Raw genomic sequence first — 22,908 nt, 5'->3', positions numbered from 1 at the left:
GGTACTACGGCCGTGTCCGGGAGCCGGATCCGAGATCCACCCCGACGACCTCGCCGCCCTGTTCCACCCGCTTCGCCCGCACGTAGCCCTCGACGGTGCCGGCGGGCCGTTCGGCCCGTACGGCGGCGACGTAGCCCGCCACCTCGTCGGTGTCGACCCGGCCGCGCACCACGGTCGTTGCGTCCGGCTCTCCTGGATCGCCCGGCTCGCCGGTGAAGAGCAGCGGCGTGCCGTGGATCGCCTCCAGGACCCGGCGCAGAGCGTCGACGCGGCCCAGGAGCTCCGGGTCGGTGGTGGTCACCGGATCGACGCCACTGGCGTATTCGTGAAGATCGGCCCGAAGGCCCCGCAACTCCGCCTCGAAGCGCTCCACCAGGATCGGGTCGGGCGCGGGAAGTTCACGCGGCTCGGCGACGACCGGTGGGGTGGGCGAGCTCTCTTCGGCGGCGCCCGCCTCGGCGGCACGCTCGCGGCGTCGCGCCAGCAGCGCGCCCGCCTGGTCGTAGAGGAATCTGACGCCTTCGGTCAGGACGGTCACGGTCACGGCAGCGAGGGGTAACTCGACAGACATGGTCAGAACTTAACCCGAACCCGTCGCGCACACGGTTCGAGTGGCGATATCTCATCGTTCGTCACTTCTGGCGTGACCGGAAACGACAAAGGCAAGGAGAGCCCTCTCCTTGCCACTCTCAAGTTATAGCGCGCAGGGGGGCTTGCCGCAAGGCCCGGGGCACAGCGCAGAATCATCGACCTGAGCCACAATCGCCTCGGAGGCATCGCAGTGAACGAGCAGTACGTACGGGACCTTCACCTGGTGGACGAGACGCAGGTCGCGGTCGTCGGCGGCAAGGGCGCGCACCTGGGCGCGCTGTCGCGGATCGAAGGCGTCCGCGTGCCGGGAGGGTTCTGCGTGACGACGGAGGCCTTCCGGCGGATCATGGTGGAAGCGCCCTCGCTCGACGATCTGCTCGACCGGTTGTCGCGCGTCGACCCGGACGACCGTGAGGCGATCCGCACGCTCAGCGCGCAGATCCGCCGGACCGTCGAAGGGATCCGCGTCCCGGACGATCTCGCGGCGGAGATCACCGGCGCGCTCGCCCGGTCCGGCGAGCAGGCCGCGTACGCCGTCCGGTCCAGCGCGACGGCGGAGGACCTGCCGACGGCGTCCTTCGCGGGCCAGCAGGACACGTACCTGAACATCGTGGGGCCGGCGGAGATCCTCCGGCACATCAGCCGGTGCTGGGCCTCGCTGTTCACCGAGCGCGCCGTGACCTACCGCGAGCGGGGCGGCATCGACCACCGCACGGTGCACATGGCCGTGGTCGTGCAGCAGATGGCCTTCCCGCACGCCTCCGGCATCCTGTTCACGGCCGACCCGGTCACGGGCGACCGCAAGGTCTCCACCGTGGACGCCGGCTTCGGCCTCGGCGAGGCCCTGGTCTCCGGCCTGGTGAACCCGGACGTCTTCACGGTGCGCGACGGCGAGGTCGTCGCCAAGGCGATCGCCTCGAAGCAGCGCGCCCTGACCGCCCTGCCGGCCGGCGGTACGCAGGAGGTGGCGATCGACGCGCAGCGGCAGGACCAGCCGGCGCTGACGGATGCGCAGGTCGTGCGGCTGGTAGAGCTCGGGCGGCGGATCGAGGCGCACTTCGGCCGCCCGCAGGACATCGAGTGGTGCCTGGTCGACGACGGCTTCCGGATCGTGCAGAGCCGGCCGATCACGACGCTGTTCCCCGTCCCGGAGAGCGGCGACCGGGAGAACCACGTCTACGTCTCCGTCGGCCACGGACAGATGATGACCGACCCCATGAAGGCGCTGGGGTTCTCCATGTGGCAGCTGACGGCCATGGTGCCGATGCACGAGGCCGGCGGAAGGCTGTTCGTGGACGTCACCGCGCGCCTGGCCTCGCCCGCGAGCCGCGCCGGCCTCCTGGACGCCCTGGGGAAGGGCGATCCGCTGATCAGGGACGCTCTGGAGACCGTCCTCGACCGCGGGGACTTCGTCCCGTCGCTCCCGGACGCGGTCCCCGGCGGGCCGCCGGCCGGCGGTGCACCCGCCCCGATCGAGACCGGTCCGGCCGTCGTCACCGCGCTGATCGAGCGCAGCCGGGTGTCCGTCGCCGCCCTGGAGCGCGACATCCGGACGAAGAGCGGACCGGCTCTGTTCGACTTCCTGCTGGAGGCCTTCGAGGAGCACAAGCGGCTCCTCAGTGATCCCCTGAGCATTCAGGCGATCATGGCGGGAATGGAGGCCACCTGGTGGCTGAACGACAAGCTGCAGGAGTGGCTGGGCGAGAAGAACGCGGCCGACACGCTGACGCTGTCCGCCCCCGACAACATCACGTCGGAGATGGGACTGGCGCTGCTCGACGTCGCGGACGTGATCCGTCCGCTGCCGGAGGTGGTGGCCTTCCTGCAGGGCGTGGACCCCATCGAGGACGAAGCCTTCCTGGACGAGCTGGCGAAGCTCCCGGGCGGGGCCGAGGCGCGCGACGCCATCGAGACATACCTCGACCGGTACGGCATGCGCTGCGTCGGCGAGATCGACATCACCAGGCCGCGTTGGCGCGAGCGCCCCGGCACCCTGGTGCCCGTGATCCTCGACAACGTGCGGAACTTCGAGCCGGGCGCGGCCGAGCGGCGCTTCGAGGAGGGGCGGAAGAAGGCGCAGGAGAAAGAACAGGACGTGCTGTCACGCCTGCGCGCCCTGCCGGACGGGGAGCGGAAGGCCGACGAGACCAAGCGGATGATCGACCGGGTGCGCACTTTCATCGGGTACCGGGAGTACCCGAAGTACGGCATCATCAGCCGCTACTTCCTCTACAAGCGGGCCCTGATGGAGGAGGCCGGGCGCCTCGTGCAGGCGGGCGTGGTCCCTGAGCGGGAGGACGTCTTCCACCTCACCTTCCAGGAACTCCACGAGGTCGTGCGTTCGAACAGCGCGGACGACCGGCAGGCCCTCCAGCAGCTCGTCCAGCAGCGCAAGGAGGCCTTCCGTGCCTACCACGCGCTCACGCCGCCCCGGGTGCTCACCTCGGACGGTGAGGCCCTCACCGGGGCGTACCGGCGCGACGACGTACCGGCCGGCGCCCTGGTCGGCGTACCGGTCTCGGCCGGGACGGTCGAGGGACGGGCGCGGGTGGTCCTCGACATGGCGGAGGCCGATCTCGAAGCGGGCGACATCCTGGTCACGGCCTTCACGGACCCCAGCTGGTCGCCGCTGTTCGTCGGCATCGCGGGCCTGGTGACCGAGGTGGGCGGCCTGATGACCCATGGCGCGGTGATCGCCCGGGAGTACGGTCTGCCCGCCGTCGTCGGCGTGGAGCAGGCCACCCGGCTGATCCGCGACGGCCAGCGGATCCGCTTGCACGGGACCGACGGGTACGTCGAAATCCTCTCCTGAGCGGGCGCACCGGCGTGGCCCCGGACGGCTGCTGCCGTCCGGGGCCACGCCGGCCGGCGCGCTCAGATGTTCTCGGCGGCGAACATCCAGTGGTGCTTCTCGAGCTCGCCGGTGAGGGCGATCAGGAGGTCCTGGGTGACCGGGTCGGGTTCGTCCGTGGACCGGATGCGCTCGCGCATGCGGGTGATCACCGTGCTGAGGGCGTCGACGAGGATGCGGACCGCGTCCACGTCCTTGATCCAGCCCTCGGGCACACCCGTGATCGCGGTGGCGGACGCCACCGTCGCGGCCCGGCCGTCCGGGGTGATCCCGAGGGCGGAGGCCCGCTCGGCCACGACGTCCGAGTGGGTGCGCGCCGTGGTGACGACCTCGTCGAGCTGGAGGTGTACGGACCGGAAGCGGGGTCCCACCACGTTCCAGTGCACCTGCTTGGCCACGAGCGAGAGGTCCACCAGGTCCACCAGAGCGCCCTGCAGCGCTTCACCGACGACCTTGAGGTCGGCTTCCGGGAGGGCGTTCTTGACGACGGACACGACGTCTCCATTCATATCGGGATATGTATCGATGAAACGTCGACTACCCGCTATGCCCGAGCCAAAACGGGCCGATCGTCCGGCTGGTCCTTTCGGTCGAGCCGGACAACCGGCGGACAGGTGTCGTCCGCGTGCGGAAGCAGTGGCTGCTCATCGGCGGCCCGTGCGGGGCGCAGGCGGGGCCGGGGCACCGGCCGGAGGTGCGGACTCGGGGTCGGGGCCGGTGAGCTCGGGTTCGAGGCCGTCGGTGACCGCGGCCCGGGGGCGTCCGGTGTCCGCCCGCCAGGCCTCGAAGACCAGGGTCGTCGCGGTGACCGTGACCAGCCCCAGGAGCCAGCCGCCGACGACGTCGCTGACCCAGTGGACGCCCAGCGCCACCCGGGTGTAGCCGACGCCCACCACGGTGAGCACGGCCAGCGCCCAGGGCAGCGGGCGCCAGGCGCGCGGGACGAGCGGCAGCAGGACCAGCAGCAGCACCGCGCTGGAGGTGAGGGCCGTCATGGCGTGCCCGGAGGGGAAGGAGAAGCCGGGTGCGTGGGCGACCGGCTCGGGGAGGTGGGGCCGGGCCCGCTCGACGGCGATCTTCGCGAGGTACCCCACCAGGGCGCTGCCGGCCGCCGTGACGGCGGCCCAGGCGGCCGGCCGCCATGCTCCGCGAACGGCCAGCCGGACGACCAGCAGGGCCACCAGGAGGCGTAGGGTCACCGGGTCCCACACCACCCCGGTGAGGACGTCGAGGACGCGCACCAGGCCGGGGTGCTCCAGGGCCGTGGCGTGCAGCCGTTCGGCCGTCGCACGGTCCAGGCGGAGCAGGGGCTGCCACCCGGACTCGACGAGGACCAGGGCGACGGCGAAGGGGACGGACACCACGGCGGTCGCAGCCGTGGTGAGGAGCAGCCGGGCGGCGAAAGTGGCGTCGGGGCCGCCGTGCCACGCCGGCAGGTGCCGCAGCGGATGGCGGAGCCGATCGCGCAGGGCCGCACGGCGGGGGGAGCTTCCGGTGGGTGGTGCCATGCCTGCGGCGTCCTCTCGTGTGCGGCGGTCGGTGGCAGTTGTCGGCGGTCGGTGGCGGCCGGTGGCGGTCGGTCAGATCCCGGGGTCGGGGAGGACCGGGTCGCGGACCCCGGCGCGTACGGCTTCCAGCTGGGCGGCGAAGGACAGTCCGAGGAACAGGGCCGTCGAGGTGAGGTACGACCACAGGAGCAGGGACACGATGGCGCTGAGCGGCCCGTAGACGCTGGTGAACGAGCCGCTGGCGCCGACGTACAGGCTGAGGCCCCAGGTGGCGAGGTTCCACAGCGCCAGGTACACGACGGCGCCGAAGGCCAGCCAGGTGTAGCCGGGTTGCCGGCGTCGCGGGGAGAGCCGGAAGATCGCGCTGGTGGCGAGGACGGCCAGCAGGACACCCGCGGGCAGGCGCAGGATCTCCCAGGTCCGCACGGTGGCGGGGGCCAGGTCGTACACCTCGGCGAGGGCGCGGGTGAGGTCGGCGCCGAGTACGGTGAGGACGAAGCTGAGGCCCAGCGGGAAGCCGGCGAGGGCCGACATCGCGAGGCCGCGGGCGTACTTGGCGAGGAACGGCCGATCGCGTTCGTTGCCGTATATGCGGTTGGCGCCGCGCTCGACCTGGCAGAGGGCCGTGGTGACGTTGACGACGGCGAACAGCAGGCCCAACCACAGGGCGAGTTGGCCGCCGTCGCCCGCCCGGCGGCGGCTGCCGCTGAGCGCGTCGTCCACCGCCGCCCGGCCGGGGCCGCTGGGGGTGAGGCCGCGGATGGTCAGCTCGACCACCCGGCCGGCGTCCTCGGTGTGCAGGACACTGGAGAGGCCGACGGCGGCGATCGCCAGCGGGACCAGGCACAGGACGGTCTGCAGGGCGAGTGCGCGGGCGTGGCTGAACCCGTCGGCGTAGCGGAATCGGACGAAGGAGTCACGGGCCAGGCTCCAACTGCCGTAGCGGCGCAGCGCGGTCCACGCCTCGTCGCCGGAGAGTTCGTCACCGTGCACGCCGTGGCGCGGCGGTACGCGTCGGGCTGTTCCCATGCCGTTCCTCCTCTCCTTCTCGTACGGCGGTGGTCCGGGGCAGCTGGACGCGCAGTGCGCCCGGTTCGATCCAGGCGGTGAGGCGGGTGCCGTCGGAGACCGGGTCGCCGTCGAGTTCGCGGGGCTGGGGGCGTGCGCAGCGCACGTCGACACGGGTCGCGGTGAAGTACTCCAGGGCTCCCCCGGCCTCCGTGCGCGCGGCGGCGGCCGGGAGCGGCGGGTGGCGGCGCAGGAGACGGGACAGGAGGTGGGTGGCGGCCGCGAGCCATCCGGCCGGGCCGCGCGGGTCGAACAGCACCACGTCCAGGTGTCCGCTGTCGGGGCGGGCTCCCGGCAGCAGCGGCAGCCCGCCCTGGAGGGTGCCCACGTTCCCGATGACGACCATCCGGGCCCGGCGCCGCCGTGCGCGGGCCCCGTCCACGCGGATCGTCAGTCGCACGCTCGGATCGCGCAGGTGCCGGAGCGCCGACAGCACGTACGCGGCCCAGCCCAGCCGGGACTTGAGGCGGGGTGAGGCGTCCTTGACCATCGCGGCGTCGAACCCGGCGCCGGCCATGACGGTGAACCGGGTGGGCGCGAGGCCGTCGCCCCGGACGCGCCCGACGTCGATGAGGTGGCTGTCGCCGGCCAGGGACGCGTCGAGCGCCGCAGCCGGGTCCAGCGGGAGGCCTAGGTTCCGGGCCAGGAGGTTGCCGGTGCCGCAGGGCACCACGGCCAGCGGGATCCCGCTGCCGGCCAGCAGCTCGGCGCAGGCGCGCAGGGTGCCGTCGCCGCCGCAGGCCACCACCAGGGCGGGGCGGCGCGCGGCGAGCTCCTCGGTGAGAGCGCCCGCCGGGCGCTCGGCGGTGGTGCGGATCCAGCGCTGCTCGCGGTGGGGGTGGCCGTGGCCTTCGAGTACGGCGCGCAACCGCTCGGCGAGGTCGTCCGGGCAGCCGTACGGGTGCCGTACGACGAGCACCGTCGGCACGACGAGCTCCGTCCGCCCGCCGCGGGCATCGGCGGTGGCCGCCTGAGCGGGCAGGTGCGGGCCGTGCGGCGGCCGGGGCGTGGACCGGTGGCGGCCGTGGAGGAAGACCGAAGCCGTGATCAGGAGGGTGGCTGCGCCGTTGAGGAGGCCGCCTGCGATGTCGCTGGGGTAGTGCATGCCGCGGTAGACCCGGGCCAGGCCGACCGCGGGCGGCACCAGCAGGAGGGCGGCCATCACGGCGGGGCGCCAGGGGCCGCGCAGCCGCAGGGCCGCGATGACGGCCAGTCCGCCGTAGAGGGCCAGCGAGGCTCCGACGTGGCCGGAGGGGAAGCTGGAAGTGGGCGGTGCGGCGTCGAGTCGGGGGAGGTCCGGGCGCGGCCGTTCCACGAACGCCGTGACCAGGACGAACACCGCCGACTGCGCGGCGACCGCGGCACCGAGGAAGAGCGCCTCTCGGCGCAGCGCCACCCGGGGCAGCCGGAGCAGGGCGAGCAGCGCGGCCAGGGTCAGCCCGACGACGACCTGCGTGCTCCCGAGTGCGGAGAGCCACTCGGACACCGTGATGAGGACGGGCGCATCGCGGTACTCCGCCAGGGCCCGGGGGACCCGGTCCTCGACCGCGAGCGGCCAGTGGTGCGCGGCCGGCCCGGTGACCAGCCCGCCCAGGCCGATCAGCAGGGCCGCCTGGACCGGCAGGAGCAGCAGCGGCCGGGCTGCCCCGCGAGCGGCGGCGCCGCGTCTTCTCTTCATGGGGCCCGTCTGACCCGTCCCGGCCCGATGATGCGCGCCGGTCCGCCGGGGTTCGGCGGGGGCGCGGTCACACGGCGGCGTCCGCGGTCAGCCGATGTGGTCCCGCACCTGCGCGTACACCCCGGGGTCGGTGAGGAAGGCGGAATGTTGCAGACACGGGATCCGGGTGTTCATCGCGCCGGCGAGAGCAACCGTGCTGTCGGGACTGACGACCAGGTCACAGGGGGACCGCCAGGTGGCGTAGCGGGTGGGGCCGGGTGTTTCGTCACCCGCGTTGAGCGCGGTGAGGAAGGCGGAACCGGGCCGCATCTCGACGCACGAGGCCTGCCCGCAGAGGCGGGCGGTGTCCGTGCCGTGGTTGGGGCCCGCCAAGGACACCCATGCGTCGACCTTGGCGTCGCCGCCGAGGTTCTTGAGGTAGTAGCGCGACGGCAGGGCGCCCATGGAGTGGGTGACGAGGTCCACCTCGGCAGCTCCGGTCGCGGTCAGGACGCGGTCGACGGTGGCGGCGAGTTGCGACGCGGTCGTGGCGTTGGACTGGGAGGTGGGGTACGTCCACCGGTACAGGCGGTCGGCGGGCCGGCCGTCCGCCAGGAACCGGTCGACGAAGGTGTTCCAGGTCGACCCGTCGCCGTTCCAGCCGTGTACGAAGACCACGGGGTCGGGTTCGGCCGCTACGTGGGCCGGTACGTCGGCGGGCGCGCGGGCCGACGCGTGGGCCGACGCGTGGGCCGACGCGTGGGCCGACGCGTGGGCCGGCACGATGGGACGAGCGGCGGCCGGGGCCGCGCAGACGGCCAGGGCCACGACCACGGCCGGGACGAGGCGGAGCAAGTACGCGTGCATGGCCCGTTTGTAGCGGTGCGCCGCACCGGCCCCGGCCCCGATGCCGCCCCACTCACCCGTCCGGCTGCCGCACTTCACACCAGAAACGTTTCGGTCGCGATCGCGGCCGAGCGGCCGCTGACCACGGGAAGTCCCCGTGCACCGGGCCGTTTGGATCCGGCGTTCCTGATCAGACGGAGAGTAACCACCGGGTCCGTCACCCCCGGGCGGGGTGATCGGCCGTGTCGGGTGGCGAGTGAGAGGGGGCGCGTGGTGAAGGTACAGAGAGGACGTCGGCGCGGTGGGGGCGAGGGCCCCGTATCGGTGGGGCGTGACGTCGTGTTGGCGGTGGGGTTGGTGGGGATCTGCCTGGGTGGGGCCGCCGTCTTCGTCAGGACGGCCGGTCCGTCGGCGGGCGGCGGCGTACCGGTGACGCCGATCGTCGGCGTGCTCGTCCTGCTGGCCGCGGCGGCGGTCATGCGGTGGTGCGTGGCTCCGGGCCCGCACCGCTCGCCCGTACGCGGGTCCGACCGGCGCGGACCGCTGGCCCCCGGCATCCCGGCAACCTGCGCCCCGGAAGCCGGGGCGGGGGGCAACCCGGAGACGGCGGGCCTGCACGAGGTGGGCACCGACGCCCTGGACCACTCCGCGGTGGACGCCGACGGTTTCGAGCACTCGGTCGCCGCGTTGTGCGCGCGGGACGGTTGCCCCCAGGTGGAAGTGGTCGGTGGCGCGGGCGACTTGGGGGCGGACGTGATCGCCACGACGGCGGACGGCCTGCGCGTGGTCATCCAGTGCAAGCACTACGGCGAGGGCAACCGGGTCGGTTCGCAGGACCTCCAGCGCTTCGGCGGGACCTGCTTCGCCGTCCACGAGGCGGACGTGGCCGTCGTCGTGACCACGAGCTCCTTCACTGCTCCGGCCGCGGAGTACGCCGCCGCCTGCGACATCGTCTGCGTCGACGGCGACGACCTGGCCGAGTGGACCCGGTCGCGGACACCCCCTCCGTGGGAGAGCATCGCCGCGGCACGCCCCGAGGGCGCGCAGGGGGTGGCCGGCGCCGGTACCCCGTAGCTCCGTGGCTCCGCGGCTCCGTGGCTCCGTGGCTCCGCACCGGGCACCGGCAGACGCGGTGTACGGCGGAAGTCGTGTCTGCGGGATCGGTTCGACCGTTACGCTGTCGACCCAACATGCCGTGCACACAGGCTTGTTGGCACAGCTGTCGCGCGCGGGGAGGGGTTCCATGGGGTGGCTGAGACGTCGGCGGGCGCAGGAGTCTCCCGACGAGGCGGTCCGGAGCCTGGTGACGCACCTGTCCTCCGGCCACCCCCTCGTTCCGATGACCCCGACGATGGTGACCCGGCAGGGGGAGACCCAGTACGCGGACCTCGTGGTCGGCGCCCACGCCTACTACGGGACGAATGTCGAGTACTCCTCGGGCTACGCGGTGCAGGGCGGCCCGCTCTTCATGGCCTTCGGTGTCCTGACCGGCGAGCTCCACCACGCCCGGACCCGCCGACAGGCCGAGCGGATGGCGGAGATGCAGTGGCGGTGGGAGGGCGAGATCCGGGTGGTGCTCACGGATCACCGTCTCGTCGGCTTCTTCGGCAGCGGCGCCGAGGTGTACTGGTGGGAGCACCTCCTGGCCCTCACCCCCGCCCCGGACGGCCGGGCGGTGCACCTGACCTTCAACGGGGGTGCCCCCCTGCTCTTCTCGGGAGCCTGGGCCCCGTGGCTGTGCGCGGTCACGGCAGCGCTGGTCCACCGCGCCCCCTGGCCGCCCGGACACCCGCTGCCGGCCTTCGCCGCGCCGGTGCCCGAACCCGCTCCGCCCCCGACCGCGTCCGCGTCCGCCCGCCCGGCACTGTCCCCCGCGCCCCACCGCGAGCCGGCGCAAGTGCCGCAGGTGTCGGTCGTCGAGCGGCTGGCCGAGGAGGTCGACCCCCTGCTGCCCGAGCAGGCCGCCGAGGTACTGGCCGGGCACCCGGTGACGACCACGGAACAGGTGCTCGACCTGCTCGGCACCCGAAGGGCCCGGGAGATCCGCGCAGCCCTGCAGCGTCGCCGTGAAGGTTGAGCCGGCCCCGGTGCGTAGCGGAATCGATCGGGTTCCGCGTCGTCCAGTGGGCTGACGCGGGACACCTGAAGTGCCACGATGACCCGTGCTTCGACAGTGCACGGAAGGGACGCGGTGAGGGCGGCCGCAGCGCGTCCCGGAAGAACGGCCCTACCCCACGAAAGGGCGGACATCCCATGCGCGTGACACCTCCCGTATCGTCCTTAGGCAGCGACCAGGGCTCGGCCGCGGACGATCCGGTACGGCTCTACTACAGCCGCAAGACCCAGGAAATACTCCAGAAGTACGGCCCGGGCCCCCGCGTCCACTTCCACGTAGGGCTCTATCCCGACGGCCCACCGGACACCACCGTCCCCCAATACATGCTCAAGCAGCGCCTGCTCGACGCACAGGAGCGGATAGTCGAGCACGCGGCCCGCTCCTGGGGCGCGTACGAAGAGCCTCCGCGGCGGCTGCTGGACATCGGCTGCGGCCTGGGCGGCACGTCGCTCTACTGGGCGCAGGAGCACGGGGCATCGGTCACCAGTCTCACCGTCGCACGGGAACACCTGCCGATCGTGCGGCAGTTCGCCCGGCGCGCCGGGGTCCACGAACAGGTGCATCCGCGTCTGGCGGATGTGCACCGGCTCGACGAAACCCGTGCGTACGACGCCGTCTACGCCAACGAGAGCAGCGGGTACACCGACCGGGCCCGCCTGTTCGAGGTCGTGGCCAGGGCGCTGGTACCCGGTGGATGGTTCGGGATCCAGGAACACTTCGTCGGCCCCTCCCAGTGGCGCGAGTTCATGGACGGCTACTACAGAACCCGGCTCGGACGCCGCGCGGAGTACCTGGCCGCGGCCGAGGCGGCCGGCTTCGAACTGGTGCAGGACGAGGACGTGACGGACTCGGTGACGGAGTTCTGGGTGCAGTCCATGGCGTGGAACACCGCCGAACTCGACCGGCTCAGAGCGGGCGCCGGCGGTGAACCCGGCGCCTGGACCGGTGAAAGACTCGAACAATCGACGATCGCGCACAGCAGGTTCTTCCGCCTCTGGCGCGACCACGCGGTGCAGACCCGGCTGCTGCGCTTCCGGCTCGGGGGCGGCCGATGACCGCGTCGCCGCGCCCCTCCCTCCTCGGTCCGCGCCTGCCGGCCTTCTACTGCCCCCTCCCCCGCGACCTCGTCCACCCCGAGGCCAAGCAGGTGGAGGCCCGGGCCGTCGAGTGGCTGGACGCCTTCGGCCTGTACCCCGATCCCGTCGAGCGCGCATGGGGTCTCGCCACCCACAGCGCCGACTTCTCCTGCCGCATCGTCCCCGACGGGAACGTGGAGGCCGTCCTCCTGTTCACCCAGTGGAACTACTGGGCCAACGCCGTCGACGACTGGCAGGACTCCGGTTCCGAAGAGGTGGGAACGGCCGCCGTCATCGAGCACGGGGCACGGCTGCTGCGGACCATCGAGGACCCGGGAGCATCCGTGCTGCCCCCGGGTCCGATGACCGCGGCGCTGGCGGACCTGGTGAGCCGTACGCACGCCATGCTCTCGCCCTACGAGCTCCGCAGGTTCGCGGAGGGGACGCGGGACTGGCTGCTCGGGGCGGCCTGGCGGGCCGCACGGGCGGAGGCGCGGACGATGCCGGGGCTGAACGACTTCGTCGCCATGGGGCCGCTCGCGAACGGTACGCGGTTCTCACTGACCTGGTCCGACGTCGCGCGCGGGGTCCGGCTGCCGGCGGACGTCCGCTGCTCCCCCGCCCTGACGGCGCTGACGGACGCGGCGGGCTTCGTCGTCAGTGCGGACAACGACCTGTTCTCCTACGACAAGGACGACCACCTGGAGCCGCGCGAGGTGAATCTCGTCAACGTCCTGGCCCATCAGGAGAACTGTTCCCCGGCCGAGGCGGTGCCGCTCGCGGTGGCCTTGCGCGACCGGGTGATGGTCCTCTTCCTCCGGCTGCGGGAGCAGCTGGAGGACGGTGCGGACGGCGAACTGGGCCGCCATCTGGCGGCGTTGGGGCACTACGTGGCCGGCTCCATCGGGTGGCAGACTCGCGCGCCCCGGTACGCCAGTCCGCGCAACCGGCACGAACTGCCCCTGCCGGACGCGGCGTTCGCGATAGGTTTCGCCGACGGGCCCAGCGTCACGGGAACCGAACCGCCGGACCTGCCGGCGCTCGCGTCCTGGTGGCGGCTGGTACGCCGCTGAGCGCTGCCGGGGCCCCGGCCGGTGTGGCCGGGGCCCCGGTACGGGCCTTCGGTACGGGGCCCTCGGTAGGCGCGGGCCCCGCGCTGCGGAAGGCCGTCAGATGCGGCCGAGCAGTCGGCGCCACCAGCTGACGCCACGCCGGCGGCGACCGGTGACGGCCGGCACCGGCGTCGGCGGTGCCGTCGGCTGCGGCGGGATCAGCGCGTGCACGGGGTGCCCGGCCGGCTGCTCCGGTTCGAGCTGCGGGGCCGGCGCGGAGCGCGGAGCGAACCGTACCGGCAGGGACAGCAGGTGGCGGGACATGAGGGTGCCGCGCCAGCGGAGTTCGCTCGCGTCGACCGCCAGCTGGAGGTCGGGCAGCCGGTCCAGCAGGACCTCGATGCCGGTGTCGGCGATGGCGCGCCCGATGTCCTGGCCCGGGCACTCGTGCGGTCCGCTGCTGAAGGCGAGGTGGGAACGGTTGCCGTGAACGGAGGCGTTGGGATCCGGCCGGATCTGCGGGTCGGCGTTGCCGGCCGCCAGGCCGAGCAGGATCATGTCGCCGGCCTTGACCTGCCGGCCGCCCAGCAGCGTGTCTCCGGTGGCCCAGCGCCCGATGATCGTGTTGATCGGCGGGTCGTCCCACAGGACCTGCTCCAGCGCGTCGGGCAGGGTCATGTGGCCTCCGGAGAGGCTCGCCCGGAAGCGCGGGTCGGTCAGCACCGTCCGCAGGGTGTTGGCGATGAGGTTGGCGGTGGTCTCGTAGGCGGCGATCAACACGACGCGCAGGTGCATGAGCACCTCGGTGTCGGTCAGGTTCGCGGGGTGCTCGATCAGCCAGGAGGCGAGGTCGCGGGCGGGTTCGGCCTTCCGCTCCGCCACCAGGTTCTCCAGCGTGGTGGTGACGTAGCGGTCGCTCTGGAGGGCGGTCTCGGTCCCCTGGAGCATGTCGCGTGCCGCGTTGACGAGCAGGGGGCCGTGTTCGTCGGGTGCCCCGAGGAGTTGCGTCATCACCAGCATCGGAAGCTGGTCCGAGAAGGCGGACACCAGATCGGCGTAGCCCTCGCCCGCGATCTGGTCGACGAGCTGGTTGGCGAAGCGCGTCACGTAGCGCCGGATGCCGCGCTTGTCGAAGCGCTCCAGGGACTCCACCACGGCCCCGCGCAGCCGCTCGTGGACGGGGCCGTCGGTGAAGTTGCACACCGGCACCCAGGAGACCATGGGGCCGAGCGGGGTGTCGGCCGGTACGCGGCCCTCTCTCATGTCGCGCCAGCCGCGGGGGTCGCGGGCGAAGCGCGAGGACGTGCGGGCCACGTCCAGGTTCTCCCGGTGGCCGAGGACCAGCCAGGCCGGGAGGTCCCCGCTCACCAGTACGGGGGCCACCGAGCCGTGTTCGGCCCGCAGCTTCTCGTACAGTGCGAAGGGATCGGCCTGGGCCTCCGCTCCGTGGAGACGGTACAGACCCCCCGCGGTCGCCGCCGCGTGGGCGGGGCACTCGGGCGGTGGGGTGGGGGTGGTGCTCACATTGCCTCCTGGGTGGCTGCCTGGGAGTGCAGGTAGCGCATGAGGGTCAGCAGGACGTCGCGGGACGATTCCCGCCGTCTGGCGTCGCAGACGAGGATCGGGACGGCGGCGGGCAGGTCGAGGGCCTCGCGCAGTTCCTCCAGCGGATGTTCGGGCGCGCCGGGGAAGGAGTTGACCGCGACGACGAAGGGGACGCCGCGCTCCTCCAGCCGTCCGATCACATCGAAGCTGATCTCCAGCCGGCGGGTGTCGAGGATGACGACCGCTCCGAGGGCGCCCTCGAAGAGCCCGCGCCACAGGAACCAGAAGCGCTCCTGGCCGGGGGTTCCGAACAGGTACAGCACGAGTTCGTCGTTGATGCTGATGCGGCCGAAGTCCATGGCCACGGTGGTGGTGATCTTGCGGGAGACGCCCCAGGTGTCGTCGACGCCGACGCCGGCCCGGGTCATCGTCTCCTCGGTCGTCAGCGGTTTGATCTCGCTGACCGCACCGACCATCGTCGTCTTGCCCACGCCGAAGCCGCCGACGATGACGACTTTCACGGCGGCCGCGGCCGTCTCCGGGAGTATGTCCGCGGGGAGCGGCCCGGCAGGGGCGTCAGAGCTTCTGAAGTCCATCGATCACTGCCTCGATCAGAGCAAGGTCGGGTAGCTGCGCGGCGGGAACGGGCGGGCGGACGTGCACGCGCTCGGCGGCCATCAGGTCTCCGACCAGCACGGTGACGACGCTCACGGGCAGGCCGACGTACGCGGCGATCTCGGCCACCGAGAGCGGTGACCGGCACATCCGCAGAATGGCTGCCTGCTCGGGCTGCGTCTCGGGCCGGGGAGGCCCTTTGGCCACCACTAAGGTCACGAGGTCCAGGTGGACGGCGGTGGAAGGTCCGCTGCGTCCGCCGGTGATGACGTAGAGCCGTTCGGGACTGCTGTCCTCCCAGCTTGAGGGCGGCTCTTTCACGCGGGCTGCCCGTCGTGCCGGGGCGGGCTGCTCAGGTGGTCCCCCATCCGGGAGACCAGGGCGCGCATCTGTGCGCCCATCAGGCCCGCGTCGACACCCTCGTCGGCGAGCACCGCGAGGTAGGAGCCGTCTCCGGCGGCCATCAGGTAGAAGAACCCGCCGTCCATCTCGATCACGACCAGCCGCATTCTGCCCCGGGAGTTGGGCAGTTCCGCGGCCACCGCTCCGGCGAGGCTCTGCAGGCCGGCGCACGCGGCCGCCAGGCGGTCGGCCGTGTCCGTCTCGGCCCCGTACTGAGCGACGCAGAGCCCGTCCGCGGACAGTACGATCACGTGCCGGGTCTGCGGCACCCCGGCGGCCAGGTCCTTGAGCATCCAGTCCATACTGCTTCGCTGAGTCATCACTGTTTACGCCCCTTTGGTCGCTGAGCCCGACGCGTCCTCCGCGCCCTGTGCGTCCTGGCCGGGCTCACCGGACAGTCCGCTGTGGAACGCCTCCAGCCACATTCCGGGGCCGCTGTCGTCCGCCGACTGCGGCCCCGCGGCCGGCCGGGTGTCGTAGTCGTAGGTGGTGACACGGTCCTTCCGGCGTCGCTGCGGCAGGCCGGTCGCGGTGCGGTCAGCGGTCGGCCCGCCGCTGACGGGCGCCGGCCCGGGCGCCGGAACCCGGGCCGACCGCGGCGCGGACACGCCGGCCGACGGATGGTGCACGGGGTGCTCGCGCGGGGTGGCGGCCACGGCCCTGGGGCCCGAGGAGGAGCCGATGCCGTGGGCGAGGCCGGTCGCCGCGGAGGCCGTGGTGATCAGGTGCTGCGGCACGATGACCACGGCGCGCACGCCGCCGTACGCGGACGAGCGCAGGGAGACCTGGAACCCGTACGCCTGGGCCAGCCGGCCCACCACCGCCAGGCCCAGCCGGGGCGTCTCGCCCAGGTCGTTGAGGTCGATGCCGGACTGCGCCTGCGCGAGCATCTTCTCGGCGCGTGCGCGCGCCTCCTCGCTCATGCTCAGACCGCCGTCCTCGATCTCCACGGCGATGCCCGACTGCACCTCGACGGCGGTGAGGTGGACCCGGGTGTGCGGGGGCGAGTACCGGGTGGCGTTGTCCAGCAGCTCCGCGAGGGTGTGGATCAGTGGTTCCACGACCGGGCCGATGACGGCGACCTCGGAGACCGAGTGCAGTTCCACCCGCTGGTAGTCGATGATCCTCGACATCGCACCGCGCAGCACGCTGTAGAGCGTGACGGCCCTGCTCCACTGGCGGCCGGGACGCGCGCCGCCGAGGACCGAGATGGAGTCGGCGAGCCTGCCGATCAGGGCGGTGCCGTGGTCGAGGCGCAGGAGGTCGCCGAAGACGTCCGGGTTGGTGCCGTGCCGGTCCTCCATCTCGCGCATCTCTTGGGCCTGCTGGTGGACGATCGCCTGCACGCGGCGGGCCACGTTCACGAAGGCCCGCTGCGCCGAGTCGCGGAGGCTCTCCTCGTTGTCGACCGCGTCGACGGAATGGGCGAGAACGGCTTGCAGGGCGGCTCTGAAGCGCGGGGTCAGGGCTGCGTCGTTGCCCCAGCGGTTGCCGTGTCCGCGGCGCCCGCCCAGGGCGGTCAGCACCTCTTCGGGCAGTTCGCCCCTGCGGAGGCGCTCGATGGCCTCGGGCAGCACCACGGCGGACAGCCGGATCGCCTCGGCCTCCTGCCGGGACAGGGCGTGCCGGAGTGCCGCCACCTGGGCGCGCTCCGCGGCGAGCGCGCGGCCGCGGCGCAGCGCTTCGACGAACACGGCGGCGGTGCAGGCGGCGCCCGCGGCGATCAGGCCCGTGCCGACGGGTTCCGAGGAGGAGAGGAGCGCCCCGACCAGACAGGCGGCGGCCAGGGCGCCGAGCGTTGCGAGCACGGGACCTCTCCCCTCCTCCGAGTGGACCGACTCGGGAGGAATGTCTTTTTGCTCCATCTGTGTCCTCGAATTATCGAAAAGGGCGACCTTTGGACCGGTGGGCGGGAGCATAACTACGCTCAACTGCCCGCACGGGCGCTTTCGTTGGAGTTCATCGGACCGAAGGAACAGTTATGCGCCATCAACCGGGGCGAATTCCGGCAACCGCGGGCGCCCGTCTGCAGCACGCGCCGACGTAGGAGCAGGTCGAGGACGTGCGACCGCCCGCACGGGGAGGAAACCCGTACGTACACCGGCGCCGGGGATGGCCGTATCGCGTCGTGCCGAAGTGGTGTCGCGGACGGAAATGCGCTAGGAAGCCGGCGCCGACGGCCGGCTCACTCCTGCCCGTGGCACTCGCGAGCGTGGCTCACTGCTGCAGGCCAGGAGCCCGGTACTGGACCTGCTCGACCCTGCGCAGGGCGTCCAGCGTTTCGTCGACGGTCAGCAGGACGGTCGTCTCGAAGGAGCTGAGCGCGCCGCCCCCGCTGATCGCCAGCGCCACGGCGGCCATGGAGACGTTGTCCGGCGCCTCCCACAGGTTGTAGCCGTCGTGCGTACCGAAGGCGTACCAGAAGCCGTGGAGCTTCCCGCCGACGGACTCGATGTACGCCTGAGCGGCCTTTGCGCGGTCCTCGGGGTGGCTGATGAGCCGGGCCCAGGTCTGCGGCGTGTAGCTGAACCTCGACAGATAGAGCGGCATGGTCTCTCTCCCCACTGCTCCGCCGGCACCGCCGATGAGCAGGTGACCGGGATCAGGGATCGGTTCGCCGACCCGACCATTGTCGCTCAGCACCCGCCGTCACGGCCGGGTCGGCCCGTCCGGTCCGCGGCAAATCGGCTTGCCGCCGGCCGGTCCGGCCGGGTAGGAAGCCTGCATGCTACGAGGCAGCACGGTCGGGCTCAGGGCCCGGCACGAGGAAGACATCCCGATCCTGCGGGCCGAGCTCTACGACGACGTGATCAACGCCTCGCGGGCCGAGAGCGGGCCGTGGCGGCCGGTCCCGCCCGGCTCGAAGGATCCGCGGCTCGTGGCCGACGACGAGGAGCAGCGGCACGTCCGGTTCTCCGTGGTGGAGCTGGACGGCGGCACGCTCGTCGGCACGGCGACGCTGTGGGGCATCGACGACCACAACCGGTCCGCGCACATCGGGCTGGGACTGCTGCCGTCCTCCCGCGGCAAGGGCTACGGCACCGATGTGGTGGCGGCGCTGTGCCACTACGGCTTCGTCGTGCGCGGCCTGCAGCGGCTGCAGATCGAGACGCTGTCGGACAACACCGCGATGCTGCGCGCCGCCGAGCGCAACGGCTTCGTCCGCGAGGGTGTGCTGCGCTCCTCGGCCTGGGTGCTGGGCGAGTTCCTGGACGAGGTCCTCCTCGGGCTCCTCGCCCAGGACTGGAAGCGGGACCCGCAGGGCTAGGCCGACGGCGTCCGCCTCGTCGGGCCGCCTCCGCCGTCCCGGTCCGGGTGGATCGGGACGGCGTGTCGGTGGGGGCCGATAGGCTTCGTGGATGGCACTTCCGGACGCTTCCCCCGACACCTCCGACGCCCTGCAGGTACTGCACCGCGTGTTCGGATACAGCTCCTTCCGCGGCGAGCAGCAGGACATCATCGAGCAGGTCGTCGGCGGCGGCGACGCCCTCGTGCTGATGCCGACCGGTGGCGGCAAATCGCTCTGCTACCAGATCCCGGCGCTCGTCAGAGACGGCACGGGCATCGTGATCTCGCCGCTCATCGCACTGATGCAGGACCAGGTGAACGCACTGACCGCCCTCGGGGTGCGGGCCGGATTCCTCAACTCGACACAGGACCCGTACGAGCGGCAGGCCGTCGAGCAGGCCTTCCTCGCCGACGAGCTGGACCTGCTCTACCTGGCTCCCGAGCGGCTGCGGACCGAGAGCACCCAGCGGCTGCTCGACCGGGGCAAGGTGTCGCTCTTCGCGATCGACGAGGCGCACTGCGTCGCCCAGTGGGGTCACGACTTCCGGCCCGACTACCTCGCACTGTCGATGCTGCACGAGCGCTGGCCGAAGGTGCCGCGGATCGCGCTGACCGCGACGGCCACCGAGGCCACCCACGCCGAGATCGTGGCGAGGCTCGGTCTGGAGGACGCCCGGCACTTCGTCGCCAGCTTCGACCGGCCGAACATCCAGTACCGGATCGCCCCCAAGAACAACCCGCTCAAGCAGGTGCTGGAGCTGATCCGGAGCGAGCACGCCGGTGACGCCGGAGTCGTGTACTGCCTCTCGCGGGCCTCGGTGGAGAAGACCGCGGCCTTCCTGGTGGAGGAGGGCATCGACGCCGTGGCGTACCACGCCGGCATGGACGCCCGCACGCGTGCGGCGAACCAGGCGCGCTTCCTGCGGGACGACGGAGTCGTCGTGGTGGCCACGATCGCCTTCGGCATGGGCATCGACAAGCCGGACGTGCGGTTCGTGGCGCACCTCGACCTTCCGAAGTCGGTCGAGGGCTACTACCAGGAGACCGGCCGGGCCGGCCGCGACGGCGAGCCGGCCACGGCGTGGCTGGCGTACGGCCTGCAGGACGTGGTGCAGCAGCGCAAGCTCATCGAGGGATCCGAGGGCGACGAGATGCACCGCCGGTCCCTGGGCATGCACCTGGATGCCATGCTCGCGCTGTGCGAGACGGTCGACTGCCGCCGGGTGCGGCTGCTGGAGTACTTCGGGCAGTCGGGCGTTCCGTGCGGCAATTGCGACACGTGCCTGACGCCGGCCGAGTCCTGGGACGCGACGGTCGCCTCGCAGAAGCTGCTGTCGACCGTGTGGCGGCTGGCGAAGGAGCGGCGCCAGAAGTTCGGCGCCGGCCAGGTCATCGACATCCTCCAGGGCAAGAAGACGGCCAAGGTCATCCAGTTCGACCACGACGCGCTCTCGGTGTTCGGCGTCGGGTCGGAGCTGGGTACCGCGGAGTGGCGGGGCGTCGTACGCCAGCTGCTCGCGCAGCGGCTGCTGGCGGTGGAGGGCGACTACGGGACGCTGGTGCTGACCGAGGACAGCGGCGAGGTGCTGGGCGGACGCCGCAGCGTCTCGATGCGGAAGGAGAAGGCGCCGGCGGGCCCCGCCCGCAAGGAGTCCGGATCGCGCTCGGGCAAGGGCGCCCGCGTACCGGTCGACCTGCCGGCCGCGGCCGAACCGGTCTTCCTGGCCCTGCGCGCCTGGCGGGCCGAGACCGCGAAGGAACAGGGCGTACCGGCGTACGTCGTCTTCCACGACGCGACGCTGCGGGAGATCGCGACGCGGCTGCCGGCCACGGCGGAGGAGCTGGGCACCGTCGGCGGCATCGGCGAGGCCAAGCTCGCCAAGTACGCCGAGGGCGTCCTCGGCACCCTGGCGGAGTGCGGAGCCACGGACCCGGACGCTGCCGTCGCCGCGCCCGCGCCCGCGCCCGGGTCCGGGTCCGGGTCCGCCGCTCCGGCCCGCCCGGCGGCGCCGGACGACGACGAGCCGCCCTTCGACCTGGACGAGATGGCCCCGCCGCCCTGGGACGACTGGCAGTAGCCGGCCGCCGTCGCAGCAGGCGGGAGTCGGAGCCGCGGCGCCCTGCGTGAGCCCACCCGTGAAGTTACCGAAGGGTAGCCACGGGTGGGGCGGGACGGTAGCGTCGTGGTCCTTGGAGGGGAGAGCCATGTCTCGTACGTTCACCGTGTCCGACAGCATCGTCGTCCGCGTCAGTCCCGCCGACGTCTACCGGCACGTTTCCGATCCCGCCCGGATGGGCGGCTGGAGCCCGGAGAACCTCGGTGCCACCGTGCACGGAGAGGCCGGGGAGACCCATGTCGGGATGGTCTTCGACGGACGGAACAAGCGCGGGTCCTTCCGCTGGACCACTCGGTGCACGGTGACGGCGGTCGAACAGGAGCGGCTGTTCCGGTTCCGGGTGCACGCCATCGGGATCCGGCGTCCACGGGTGCCCGGCCCCATCGCCACCTGGGAGTACCGGTTCGAGCCGGTGCCGGAGGGCACGCGGGTGACCGAGACGTGGACCGACGACCGCCGCTCGTGGCCGGACTTCGTGGCGCACGCCTTCGACCGGATCGCCACACGAGGCCACACCTTCGCCGATTTCCAGCGCAGGAACATCGCGACCACCCTGCGCAACCTCAAGAAGGCCCTGGAGCCGGCGCCCGACACGCGGTGACCCCGGTGTCCGCGGCGTCCGCGCGTACGACCCGTCCCACCGAGGAATCCACATGAACCCTGCACCCGAGTCCTTCCGGCTCCTGCCCGGCGCCGCCGCGTCGCCGGTGATCCTGCACGTCCCGCACTCCTCGCGCGTCATACCGGAGGCAGTCCGCGGCGGCATCGTGCTGGGCGACCGGGAACTGGAGCAGGAGCTGGACCACATCACCGACTCCCACACCGCGGACATCGCCGAGGCGGCCGCCGCCGGCTGCGCCCTCCCGCCGTGGCGGTTCGTCAACGGGCTGTCCCGTCTGGTCATCGACCCCGAGCGCTTCCCGGACGAGCGCGAGGAGATGCTGGCCGCGGGCATGGGAGCGGTGTACACGCGCACCACCCACCGGGAGCGTCTGCGCGCGGACGGCTTCGACGCCCGGCCGCTGATCGAGCGCTACTTCCACCCGTACGCGGACGCGATGACGCGGGCCGTGGAGGACCGACTGGCGGCCGTCGGACGAGCCGTGATCATCGACGTGCACTCGTACCCGACGGAGCCGCTCCCGTACGAACTGCACAGCGCCGGCCCTCGGCCACCGATCTGCCTGGGCACCGACCCCTTCCACACCGCGCCCGACCTCCTCGCAGCGGCCGAGAAGGCCTTCGCGGGCTTCGGCGGCACGGGGCTCGACAGCCCCTTCGCGGGGACGTACGTGCCGCTGGAGCACTACGGCAGGGACCGGCGGGTCGCTGCGCTGATGGTCGAGATCCGCCGGGACGTGTACATGTCCGAGCCGGGCGGGCCGGCAGGTCCCCGCCTCCTCGCGCCGGCGGCGGCTCTGGCCGAACTCGTGGACCGCCTCCACCCCTAGGCCGCATCCGACCGAAAGGGCCGGGCCTGTCGAACGACGGCCCGGCCCTTTCCGCGTGCACACCCGGCGTGATGGGGGCGTCACCCCGTGCACCCTCAGGAAACCTGCACATCGTGTTCGCGATCTCGACAGCAGACCTCCTCCGTGTGGCGATACGCCTGGTATGCCCTGTCCTTTTGGTGCTGATTTACTCTGCTTAGTTCTGTGTAAGCAACGCGTCTGCCATATCTGTTACTCGTTTCTGTGAAGAAGTCGCCACCATTCGGTGAATCAAGCTGCACGTCCGTCGACGGAGGCGACCATCTGCCCGTGACGGGGAGTCAATGGAATTGGGTGGGCGGCCCGTTCGCGTGCTTTCATCGTCCGCATCGCAGCAGTCGGGAACGGCGGCAGAGTTTCGTGCCGCCCACCGCGCAGCGTGAATTCCTCCCCCCAATGAAAGGTGCGCGCCATGCGTAACGACCTTGAGACCCGTGAGATCGACGACACCGAGCTGGACGCCGTCTCCGGCGGTCTCATCAGCGTGTCCGGCGGCCTCGGCGGCGCCGTGACCAGCGACGTCAGCAACATCGTGGGTGTCGTGGGCTCCCTCAACACCGTCCAGGCCGCGCAGGGCATCGTGTCCCACGTCCCCGGCCTCGTCACGGGCCTCACCGGCGTTTCGGTGAACGCCGGTCGCGCCGGTCTCTGATCGGGAAATACCCGTGAACCCCGGAGCGTCCCCC

The 22,908-nt window shown here is 72.3% G+C and carries 22 protein-coding genes; 10 read left to right on the top strand and 12 right to left on the bottom strand.

Features of this window, described 5'->3' with window-relative positions:
• Positions 1-4 precede the first annotated feature (4 nt).
• Positions 5-571 (bottom strand): hypothetical protein, encoded by a 567-nt coding sequence (locus IE257_RS15790; RefSeq protein ID WP_189968986.1) that lies wholly within the window; start codon positions 569-571, stop codon positions 5-7.
• Positions 572-781: 210 nt separating this feature from the next.
• On the opposite strand from IE257_RS15790, the gene rph reads away from it, so the two are divergent.
• The gene (rph, locus tag IE257_RS15785; protein ID WP_189968984.1) at positions 782-3,403 is read left to right on the top strand and encodes a rifamycin-inactivating phosphotransferase; all 2,622 of its coding nucleotides are present in this window, start codon (positions 782-784) and stop codon (positions 3,401-3,403) included.
• A gap of 62 nt (positions 3,404-3,465) precedes the next feature.
• On the opposite strand, the gene IE257_RS15780 is transcribed toward rph, so the two are convergent.
• The 5 genes from IE257_RS15780 to IE257_RS15760 form a co-directional block, all read right to left on the bottom strand.
• The gene (locus IE257_RS15780; protein WP_189968982.1) at positions 3,466-3,936 is read right to left on the bottom strand and encodes a Dps family protein; all 471 of its coding nucleotides are present in this window, start codon (positions 3,934-3,936) and stop codon (positions 3,466-3,468) included.
• A 150-nt stretch (positions 3,937-4,086) separates the two neighbouring features.
• Positions 4,087-4,950 (bottom strand): phosphatase PAP2 family protein, encoded by an 864-nt coding sequence (locus IE257_RS15775; protein WP_189968980.1) that lies wholly within the window; start codon positions 4,948-4,950, stop codon positions 4,087-4,089.
• A 72-nt stretch (positions 4,951-5,022) separates the two neighbouring features.
• Positions 5,023-5,979, bottom strand: coding sequence for a YihY/virulence factor BrkB family protein (locus tag IE257_RS15770; protein WP_189968978.1), 957 nt, complete (start codon positions 5,977-5,979; stop codon positions 5,023-5,025).
• Positions 5,933-7,696 (bottom strand): bifunctional phosphatase PAP2/diacylglycerol kinase family protein, encoded by a 1,764-nt coding sequence (locus tag IE257_RS15765; protein ID WP_189968975.1) that lies wholly within the window; start codon positions 7,694-7,696, stop codon positions 5,933-5,935. Before IE257_RS15765 ends, IE257_RS15770 begins: the two co-directional genes overlap by 47 nt.
• Positions 7,697-7,783: 87 nt before the next feature.
• Positions 7,784-8,542, bottom strand: a complete 759-nt coding sequence (locus IE257_RS15760; RefSeq protein WP_189968973.1) for an esterase/lipase family protein — start codon at positions 8,540-8,542, stop codon at positions 7,784-7,786.
• A 336-nt stretch (positions 8,543-8,878) separates the two neighbouring features.
• Between IE257_RS15760 and IE257_RS15755 the strand changes: the two genes are divergently transcribed.
• The 4 genes from IE257_RS15755 (at position 8,879) to IE257_RS15740 (ending at position 12,786) form a co-directional block, all read left to right on the top strand.
• Positions 8,879-9,595 (top strand): restriction endonuclease, encoded by a 717-nt coding sequence (locus IE257_RS15755; RefSeq protein WP_229920388.1) that lies wholly within the window; start codon positions 8,879-8,881, stop codon positions 9,593-9,595.
• Positions 9,596-9,764: 169 nt separating this feature from the next.
• Positions 9,765-10,598, top strand: a complete 834-nt coding sequence (locus IE257_RS15750; RefSeq protein ID WP_189968971.1) for a hypothetical protein — start codon at positions 9,765-9,767, stop codon at positions 10,596-10,598.
• A gap of 176 nt (positions 10,599-10,774) precedes the next feature.
• Positions 10,775-11,692, top strand: a complete 918-nt coding sequence (locus IE257_RS15745) for an SAM-dependent methyltransferase (RefSeq protein ID WP_189968969.1) — start codon at positions 10,775-10,777, stop codon at positions 11,690-11,692.
• Complete coding sequence (locus tag IE257_RS15740; protein ID WP_229920387.1) at positions 11,689-12,786, top strand: terpene synthase family protein; 1,098 nt, start codon at positions 11,689-11,691, stop codon at positions 12,784-12,786. The genes IE257_RS15745 and IE257_RS15740 overlap by 4 nt, the downstream gene beginning before the upstream one ends.
• A gap of 96 nt (positions 12,787-12,882) precedes the next feature.
• On the opposite strand, the gene IE257_RS15735 is transcribed toward IE257_RS15740, so the two are convergent.
• The 6 genes from IE257_RS15735 to IE257_RS15710 form a co-directional block, all read right to left on the bottom strand.
• Positions 12,883-14,289: a cytochrome P450 gene (locus tag IE257_RS15735; RefSeq protein WP_229920386.1), complete on the bottom strand. Its 1,407-nt coding sequence runs from the start codon at positions 14,287-14,289 to the stop codon at positions 12,883-12,885.
• Positions 14,286-14,906: a GTP-binding protein gene (locus IE257_RS15730; RefSeq protein ID WP_189968967.1), complete on the bottom strand. Its 621-nt coding sequence runs from the start codon at positions 14,904-14,906 to the stop codon at positions 14,286-14,288. Before IE257_RS15730 ends, IE257_RS15735 begins: the two co-directional genes overlap by 4 nt.
• Positions 14,887-15,246 (bottom strand): DUF742 domain-containing protein, encoded by a 360-nt coding sequence (locus IE257_RS15725; RefSeq protein WP_189968965.1) that lies wholly within the window; start codon positions 15,244-15,246, stop codon positions 14,887-14,889. Before IE257_RS15725 ends, IE257_RS15730 begins: the two co-directional genes overlap by 20 nt.
• Complete coding sequence (locus IE257_RS15720) at positions 15,243-15,647, bottom strand: roadblock/LC7 domain-containing protein (RefSeq protein ID WP_189968963.1); 405 nt, start codon at positions 15,645-15,647, stop codon at positions 15,243-15,245. The genes IE257_RS15725 and IE257_RS15720 overlap by 4 nt, the downstream gene beginning before the upstream one ends.
• Before the next feature lie 6 nt (positions 15,648-15,653).
• A complete protein-coding gene (locus tag IE257_RS15715; RefSeq protein ID WP_189968961.1) occupies positions 15,654-17,192 on the bottom strand; it encodes a sensor histidine kinase in 1,539 nt (512 codons plus the stop codon).
• Positions 17,193-17,544: 352 nt separating this feature from the next.
• Positions 17,545-17,877, bottom strand: coding sequence for a GYD domain-containing protein (locus tag IE257_RS15710; protein WP_189968959.1), 333 nt, complete (start codon positions 17,875-17,877; stop codon positions 17,545-17,547).
• A 175-nt stretch (positions 17,878-18,052) separates the two neighbouring features.
• Here IE257_RS15710 and IE257_RS15705 point away from each other — a divergent pair, with 175 nt between their 5' ends.
• The 5 genes from IE257_RS15705 (at position 18,053) to IE257_RS15685 (ending at position 22,874) form a co-directional block, all read left to right on the top strand.
• Positions 18,053-18,595 (top strand): GNAT family N-acetyltransferase, encoded by a 543-nt coding sequence (locus tag IE257_RS15705; protein ID WP_189968957.1) that lies wholly within the window; start codon positions 18,053-18,055, stop codon positions 18,593-18,595.
• A gap of 91 nt (positions 18,596-18,686) precedes the next feature.
• A complete protein-coding gene (recQ, locus tag IE257_RS15700) occupies positions 18,687-20,693 on the top strand; it encodes a DNA helicase RecQ (RefSeq protein WP_189968955.1) in 2,007 nt (668 codons plus the stop codon).
• Between the two features lie 127 nt (positions 20,694-20,820).
• Positions 20,821-21,333, top strand: coding sequence for an SRPBCC family protein (locus tag IE257_RS15695; protein ID WP_189968954.1), 513 nt, complete (start codon positions 20,821-20,823; stop codon positions 21,331-21,333).
• Positions 21,334-21,385: 52 nt separating this feature from the next.
• Positions 21,386-22,183, top strand: a complete 798-nt coding sequence (locus IE257_RS15690) for an N-formylglutamate amidohydrolase (RefSeq protein ID WP_189968953.1) — start codon at positions 21,386-21,388, stop codon at positions 22,181-22,183.
• Positions 22,184-22,634: 451 nt separating this feature from the next.
• Entirely contained in the window at positions 22,635-22,874 is a 240-nt protein-coding gene (locus IE257_RS15685; RefSeq protein WP_189968952.1) for a hypothetical protein, read from the top strand.
• The last annotated feature ends 34 nt before the right edge of the window (positions 22,875-22,908 follow it).

Origin of the sequence: Streptomyces avidinii (genome assembly GCF_014650695.1) — a bacterium.
GTDB classification, from domain to species: domain Bacteria; phylum Actinomycetota; class Actinomycetes; order Streptomycetales; family Streptomycetaceae; genus Streptomyces; species Streptomyces avidinii.
The sequence above is the reverse complement of the archived record's forward strand: the minus strand, read 5'-3'. Positions and strand labels throughout refer to the sequence as shown.

Excerpts from the sequence above, each read along its gene's own strand:
- IE257_RS15790 (WP_189968986.1), bottom strand. The coding sequence starts at position 571 with ATGTCTGTCGAGTTACCCCTCGCTGCCGTGACCGTGACCGTCCTGACC.
- IE257_RS15775 (WP_189968980.1), bottom strand. The coding sequence starts at position 4,950 with ATGGCACCACCCACCGGAAGCTCCCCCCGCCGTGCGGCCCTGCGCGAT.
- IE257_RS15770 (WP_189968978.1), bottom strand. The coding sequence starts at position 5,979 with ATGGGAACAGCCCGACGCGTACCGCCGCGCCACGGCGTGCACGGTGAC.
- IE257_RS15765 (WP_189968975.1), bottom strand. The coding sequence starts at position 7,696 with ATGAAGAGAAGACGCGGCGCCGCCGCTCGCGGGGCAGCCCGGCCGCTG.
- IE257_RS15760 (WP_189968973.1), bottom strand. The coding sequence starts at position 8,542 with ATGCACGCGTACTTGCTCCGCCTCGTCCCGGCCGTGGTCGTGGCCCTG.
- IE257_RS15750 (WP_189968971.1), top strand. The coding sequence starts at position 9,765 with ATGGGGTGGCTGAGACGTCGGCGGGCGCAGGAGTCTCCCGACGAGGCG.
- IE257_RS15745 (WP_189968969.1), top strand. The coding sequence starts at position 10,775 with ATGCGCGTGACACCTCCCGTATCGTCCTTAGGCAGCGACCAGGGCTCG.
- IE257_RS15740 (WP_229920387.1), top strand. The coding sequence starts at position 11,689 with ATGACCGCGTCGCCGCGCCCCTCCCTCCTCGGTCCGCGCCTGCCGGCC.
- IE257_RS15730 (WP_189968967.1), bottom strand. The coding sequence starts at position 14,906 with ATGGACTTCAGAAGCTCTGACGCCCCTGCCGGGCCGCTCCCCGCGGAC.
- IE257_RS15720 (WP_189968963.1), bottom strand. The coding sequence starts at position 15,647 with ATGACTCAGCGAAGCAGTATGGACTGGATGCTCAAGGACCTGGCCGCC.
- IE257_RS15715 (WP_189968961.1), bottom strand. The coding sequence starts at position 17,192 with ATGGAGCAAAAAGACATTCCTCCCGAGTCGGTCCACTCGGAGGAGGGG.
- IE257_RS15710 (WP_189968959.1), bottom strand. The coding sequence starts at position 17,877 with ATGCCGCTCTATCTGTCGAGGTTCAGCTACACGCCGCAGACCTGGGCC.
- IE257_RS15705 (WP_189968957.1), top strand. The coding sequence starts at position 18,053 with ATGCTACGAGGCAGCACGGTCGGGCTCAGGGCCCGGCACGAGGAAGAC.
- recQ (WP_189968955.1), top strand. The coding sequence starts at position 18,687 with ATGGCACTTCCGGACGCTTCCCCCGACACCTCCGACGCCCTGCAGGTA.
- IE257_RS15695 (WP_189968954.1), top strand. The coding sequence starts at position 20,821 with ATGTCTCGTACGTTCACCGTGTCCGACAGCATCGTCGTCCGCGTCAGT.
- IE257_RS15690 (WP_189968953.1), top strand. The coding sequence starts at position 21,386 with ATGAACCCTGCACCCGAGTCCTTCCGGCTCCTGCCCGGCGCCGCCGCG.
- IE257_RS15685 (WP_189968952.1), top strand. The coding sequence starts at position 22,635 with ATGCGTAACGACCTTGAGACCCGTGAGATCGACGACACCGAGCTGGAC.